General features: G+C 43.5%; 4 protein-coding genes and 1 pseudogene. 3 read left to right on the top strand and 2 right to left on the bottom strand.

The window, feature by feature from the left end; translation table 11 throughout:
- Both putA and V7D75_RS06955 read right to left on the bottom strand, forming a co-directional pair.
- The coding region (putA, locus tag V7D75_RS06960) for a bifunctional proline dehydrogenase/L-glutamate gamma-semialdehyde dehydrogenase PutA (RefSeq protein WP_333613970.1) at positions 1-1,578 on the bottom strand (1,578 nt) is incomplete at its 3' end.
- A gap of 931 nt (positions 1,579-2,509) precedes the next feature.
- Positions 2,510-3,802 (bottom strand): NCS2 family permease, encoded by a 1,293-nt coding sequence (locus V7D75_RS06955; RefSeq protein ID WP_333613969.1) that lies wholly within the window; start codon positions 3,800-3,802, stop codon positions 2,510-2,512.
- 519 nt (positions 3,803-4,321) lie between these two features.
- Here V7D75_RS06955 and tolQ point away from each other — a divergent pair.
- The 3 genes and pseudogenes from tolQ to V7D75_RS06940 form a co-directional block, all read left to right on the top strand.
- The gene (gene tolQ / locus V7D75_RS06950) at positions 4,322-5,071 is read left to right on the top strand and encodes a protein TolQ (RefSeq protein ID WP_068408659.1); all 750 of its coding nucleotides are present in this window, start codon (positions 4,322-4,324) and stop codon (positions 5,069-5,071) included.
- Entirely contained in the window at positions 5,068-5,526 is a 459-nt protein-coding gene (gene tolR, locus V7D75_RS06945; RefSeq protein ID WP_068408657.1) for a protein TolR, read from the top strand. The genes tolQ and tolR overlap by 4 nt, the downstream gene beginning before the upstream one ends.
- Before the next feature lie 90 nt (positions 5,527-5,616).
- Positions 5,617-6,251, top strand: a pseudogene (locus V7D75_RS06940) (energy transducer TonB); the annotation flags it as partial.

Raw genomic sequence — 6,251 nt, 5'->3', positions numbered from 1 at the left:
GTGCAAAGTAGGATTGTGCAATAACTTATCGTATGGGTGCACGGTGAGCTTATCAATGGGATAAGACTTATCTAATAACTGATGCACAAACGAGCTATTGGCACCGTTTTCTAGTAAGCGGCGTACCAAGTACGGTAGCAAGTCTTTATGAGCGCCAACAGGTGCATAAATACGCACGGGGATTTTGTAAGCTTGCAAAATATGGTCATAAAGCGCATCGCCCATGCCATGAAGACGCTGGAACTCAAACTCTCGGTGCGCGCTCATGGTCATCACTGAAGCAAGCGTATGCGCATTATGGGTAGCAAACTGTGGCCAAATCAAACCGCGCAAATGCTCTGACAATAAGAAGCGCGCACAGGCAAGATAAGCAGTGTCCGTACCTTCTTTACGGGTCCAGACCGGATAGCCGGACAGTCCCTTTTGCTGCGCCAGTTTGATTTCAGTATCCCAATACGCGCCTTTGACCAGACGTACTGGAATACGATCGCCGACTTCAGTTGCCAAACGCGCAAGCCACGTCAAAACGGCAATCGCACGTTTAGAGTAACCTTGTACCACCAACCCTAAGCCATCCCAACCGGCGGTTAAGTTATCACGGTAAAGAGACTCAAACAGCTTTAAAGAAATCTCAAGACGGTCTGCTTCTTCAGCATCGATACTGATATCGACATTGACCTCACGGGCCGCTTCAATCAATAACAAGCAACGCTGACGCAGTAGTCCCATCACTTGCGCTTCTTGCGTCGCTTCATAACGCGGGTGCAATGCCGATAGCTTAATAGACACTGACGGCTTTGGCATACCTTCTTTTACCTTGATGCTGGCCGTCGCCTTAATCGCATGCAGGTAATCGTTAAAGTATTTTTCCGCATCTTTATGGGTAATCGCCGCCTCACCTAGCATATCAAACGAATAGGTATAGCCTTTATTACGATAAGGCTGGCTGTTTTTATTGGCACCCTCGATGGTTTCGCCAAGTACAAACTGATGCCCCATAATGCGCATGGCTTTTTGCATGGCACTACGAATGACCGGCTCGCCCATTTTTTTGGTCATACGGTCCAAAAACCCAGCAGCGGTAGTATCACGATCAATACTGACAACGCGGCCAGTCATCATCATGCCCCACGTCGAGGCATTGACCATAAAACCATTGTCATTTTTGATGTGTTTTTTCCAGTCAGCGACGCTCATTTTATCGTGGATAAGCGCATCAGCGGTGTAATTGTCTGGCACCCGAATCAAGGCTTCTGCCAAACTCATGAGCAAGATACCTTCTTGGGTATCAAGGCTATATTCAAGCAATAATGAATCAACCATTTTTACGGCTTTGCCATCATTACGTACATGTTCGACCAATTGACGAGTTTGCGTAGCAGCCCCTTCACGCTCGGCATCCGTTGGCTTAGCGAGCGGCAACAAGTCCGTCAACCAGCGCTCCTCGTCCACACTATATAAAGGAGAAATACGGGAGAAAAGCTCGTTCGACGATTGACTGAGATAAGCGGGCTTTAATATATCGAGCGGATTAAATAAAATCGGCTCTTGCGGGGTAAATTGGTCTACTGGGTTCATAACAACTCCATAACTATCGTTTAAAAACCATAATAAATGGTGCGGTGGGAGCTTTGATTGCTAAAGATATAGCGGCAATTATTGTCAAACATTCTTAAAATTTCATCCCTACTATTCTTGATAACAAACATCTTTGATATCGAATAGTGGATAAATAATAACAACTATAGAAATAAGCCAATTAGCAATATACAAAAGACCAAACAGCGCCATTATAAAACGAGAAAATCCAGCATAGGCTGGAAACGGTCAAGTAGGTCGTTTTAGTGTTAAACGGGCTACGTTAACAATATAAAGGCAACAACGAACAGCTAAGCGGCATTAGTGCCTTCTTCTTGTTAGTAGTGAAAGGAGGTGATGATCAGAGGCAAGTGACGTTTTATAGAGGTTTACGTTCATAAAATCTAACATTTATAACATCTGAGTTTTATGGAAACTTAAAGCCTAATAAACACTTATCTGTCATCTTATAGAATACTAATTCACTGTAAGAAAAACCTCTACGGCGTTGATTGAGGTGATGCGCTTAACCTCGACATGGTAGCATGAAAAAAAATTTCCAACTAACGAATTTACCTATTTTAACCAAACAAAATACTGTTTAAAAACAAATGGTTATTAACCACTTATTAGAAATGACGCTTTAGTTATAAATTTATGTTTACTATAGCTAATTAATCGTTTTTGAATCAATGACTTGTCTTTATTTATCTCATCCATTTAATTTAAACCCATACAGAGTATGAGCGAATTAATAACGTAATCATTTTATTTCGTGCTGAAGATAGCCGTTTATAGTATTTTTCTTTACGCATAAAAAACCCTTCTCATTTAAAATAAGAAGGGTTTTTTATGCGTAAAGCTGAGCATTTATCAAATGACTGAAAATGACTGAAAATGACTGAAAATGATTGGAATTTAAATTGCAATCTTAGATAAACACAATCTTCGCAAGTAACACGGCCGTTAATATCCAAACGGGAATGCTCACGTCAGAGAACTTACCGGCGACGACTTTAATAGCAGCAAAGGTAATAAATCCAAGCGCGATACCATCAGCGATTGAGTAGGTTAATGGTGTAAACAACAACACAACGACAACGGCCGCCTCTGTTAGATCCAACCAATCAACATCTTTTAGAGTACCCATCATCAGTACAGCGACATAAAAAATAGCGCCTGCTGTTGCATAGCCTGGAATCATACCAGCAAGTGGAGCAAAAAACATACTTAATAAGAATAGCACCCCGACCGTCACAGCGACTAATCCAGTACGTCCTCCGGCTGCAATACCTGACACACTCTCAACAAAGCTGGTGGTCGATGAAGTACCTAGTAGCGTACCCGCAACCGTGGCGCTCGAATCTGCCAGTAGCGCTTTGCCCATATTAGGTATTTTGCCATCCTTACCAATTAAGCCTGCTTGACTGGTGGTTGCAATCAACGTACCAGCGGTATCGAATAAATCGACGAATAAAAAGGCAAAAATAACACTAATCATCGCTACGTCAAATGCACCAGCAATATCCAGCTGCATCAGCGTTGGCGCTATCGGTGGCGGTGCCGATATAATGCCAGTAAATTGTGTGTTACCAGTAATTAAGCTGATAAGCGCTACCAATAAAATCCCTATCGTTACCGCGCCGGGTATTTTTTTATGCGACAAGCCAACGATAACAATAAAGCCCAATGCCGCCATCGCAGGTGAAAACGCGGTCATATCGCCAAGTCCCACCAACGTCGCATCATTATTGACGATGACGCCCGCGGTTTGTAAGGAGATAAAGGCCAAAAATGCACCGATACCAGCAACCACACCTTGTTTAATACTGTCCGGAATAGAGTTGATAATCAATTCTCGAATTTTAAAAAGGCTTAATAATATAAATATACAACCGGACAAAAATACGGCGCCAAGTGCCGTTTGCCACGCGTAGCCCATTCCTAAAACCACGCCGTACGTAAAGAAGGCGTTGAGTCCCATACCGGGGGCTAGCGCGACTGGCAGACGAGCATAAATCCCCATAATAAAACAACCAACTGCGGCGGCAAGACAGGTAGCGACAAACACCGCACCTTTATCCATACCAGCGTCAGCAAGGACGTTAGGGTTGACAAAAATAATGTAAGCCATCGTCAAAAACGTGGTTACACCTGCTAAAATCTCGGTTTTGATCGTGGTATTTTGACCATTGATACCAAAATAGCGTTCGATTGCGTTCATAAGAGTCGCTTCCAAATTGCAGTAAGTAAATTATCATTATTTAACTGTATTGATAAGTGTCGCTTCCAAATTGCGACGCTCGATGCTGCGTTTAAATCAAACATATAAAATACACCCAAATTGCGACGATAAATGACGCTTCCAGATTGCGACTGTAAATGACGCTGATACACTAAGGTTAGAGACGATGTTTTTAATCCGTTAGCCACACATAATTTGGTAAATACGAACCATCATGAAAAATGACAGCAACAAACGATAACATTCTAGTGAAATTCACTCAAAATTTCAATGAATGGCGACATCTTCTTAGCATAAGAGTGCAAATTAGTTGACCATATGGACAATATTATAAAATACTCATGCTGTCATTATTTTTTTCATATATTTATTGAGAGCGATTTATGCACTGCCATTAACATATTATTAATGATATTTGCGTGATTTAGCAGTACACTAACGGGTTGATATAAATCCCTTATTAGATTAACTATTATTCATTATCCATGAGCCGCTTACATGCCTGAATCCTTAAATATTATCGACCTAATCACCCAAGCCAGTTTATTGGTACAGATTGTGATGGCATTGTTGTTATTAGCGTCATTGCTCAGCTGGGTGATTATTTTTCGTATGAGTGCGCGTCTTGGTACCGCCAGAAATTTTGACCAGCAGTTTGAAACCTGGTTTTGGTCAGGGGAAGATTTGGCAAAACTGTATCAAGGCGTCCAAGGCTCGCCTGAGCGCCAAGGGCTTGAGCAAATTTTTTATGTTGGGTTCTCTGAATACCTAAGAATGCATAAAAAACGACAGCCTAAAGACGACATTATTGACGGCGTTGAGCGTAAGCTGCGGGTTGGATTGGGTCGTCAGCAGCAATTATTAGAGTCGGGGCTAACGACGCTGGCAAGTATTGGTTCAGTGGCGCCTTATGTCGGTTTATTCGGTACCGTTTGGGGTATTATGAATGCCTTTTTAGGGCTGTCGCAAAGCGAGCAAGCGACCTTAGCGACTGTCGCGCCCGGTATCGCCGAAGCCTTGATTGCTACGGCTATGGGTTTATTCGCCGCGATTCCTGCGGTATTGGCGTATAACCATTTTACCGCCAAAGCGAGCCGCTTATACGACTCTCGTGCCTTGTTTTGTGACGAGATGACAGGCATGTTACAGCGCGAGACCAGTATCGAGATTCCGCAAGCGGGTACGCAAGTAAGCCAAACCAATCAAAGCGTTCAAAATAGCCAAAGTACTCAGGTAACTGGTCTATGAAACAAAGCCCTTATCGCCGCGAGAAAAAAGCGCTAAATGCGGAGATGAACGTTGTTCCTTATATCGACGTCATGCTCGTGCTGCTGGTTATATTTATGGTCACAGCGCCGATGCTGATAACGGGCGTCGATGTTGATTTGCCAAAAGAGCAAACCAATACCATCAGTCAAAGTCAGCTACCTGTGATTGTATCGTTGACCGATAGCGGCGAGATTTTTATCAGTTACGAGAATAATATCGACCTGCCGATTAGTGAGCCGGAACTGATTGATACCTTAACCAACTTGCAAAATCAAAATACCGATGCTGGCGCTCAGCCTTTACAAGTGATGATTAATGCTGATAAAAACAATCAGTATGGCGCTATTATGACATTGATGGCCACTCTACAGCAGGCAGGCATCCAAAAAGTGGGGCTGTTGACAGGTGCACCGTTACCCGCGCCCTCGTTATAATCTACCCTGCTTTTAGCTTAACTTTAATTGGCTCAGCTGGTTATAATAAAGTCGTTCATTTGATAAATATCGTATTTGAGTATCCCAACTATGCGTAATGCGCCCACCGTTTATGTACCGACCGAACCTGAAGGTAACGGGCTGACTTTACCGACACTTTTAAGCTTGTTGGCACATGGTCTTGTGATTGGCATACTGGCTTATACGTATCAAAACATGGAAGTTGAAACTGCAGGTAGCATCGAAACCGTGATGATATCTCCTGAGCAATTGGCTGAAATGCAAGGCGAGATACTGGCCAATCGTGCCGCAGCGGCGAGCGCTATGCCAGCCGATAGCGGTGCAAGTGGCTCAGCAACCAGCATGCCAGAAACCAGCTTTGATGACAGCGTCAGCTACGACAATCCAAGCGAGCCGATTTCACAGCGCGTGCCTGTTTTTACTCGTTCTAACGAGGCGGTGAACCCTCGCCCGATGCTGATGAGCGAAGAGCAACACCAGCGCCTACTTGAGCAAAATCAAGAATATGAGCGCAATATGGCTGAGTGGGCAGCACAGTTGGACGAATCTGTACTAGATGAGCATGATCAGGTTGAACAAGAAAGAAGAGCGCAGCTGATAGAAGAGCAAAAAAGGCTGCGAGATTTTCGTAATAAACAAAACAATCTACCTAAGATTAAACGTCCTACTGCCAATGACAGAAATATAGAAATCAACACGGGCGG

This window comes from Psychrobacter sp. (genome assembly GCF_036731945.1).
Classification (GTDB): Bacteria; Pseudomonadota; Gammaproteobacteria; order Pseudomonadales; family Moraxellaceae; genus Psychrobacter.
This window is presented reverse-complemented; position numbering and strand designations above follow the sequence as displayed.

What these genes read in the sequence shown, in the direction of transcription:
- tolR (WP_068408657.1), top strand. Translation starts at nt 5,068, where the DNA reads ATGAAACAAAGCCCTTATCGCCGCGAGAAAAAAGCGCTAAATGCGGAG.
- V7D75_RS06955 (WP_333613969.1), bottom strand. Translation starts at nt 3,802, where the DNA reads ATGAACGCAATCGAACGCTATTTTGGTATCAATGGTCAAAATACCACG.
- tolQ (WP_068408659.1), top strand. Translation starts at nt 4,322, where the DNA reads ATGCCTGAATCCTTAAATATTATCGACCTAATCACCCAAGCCAGTTTA.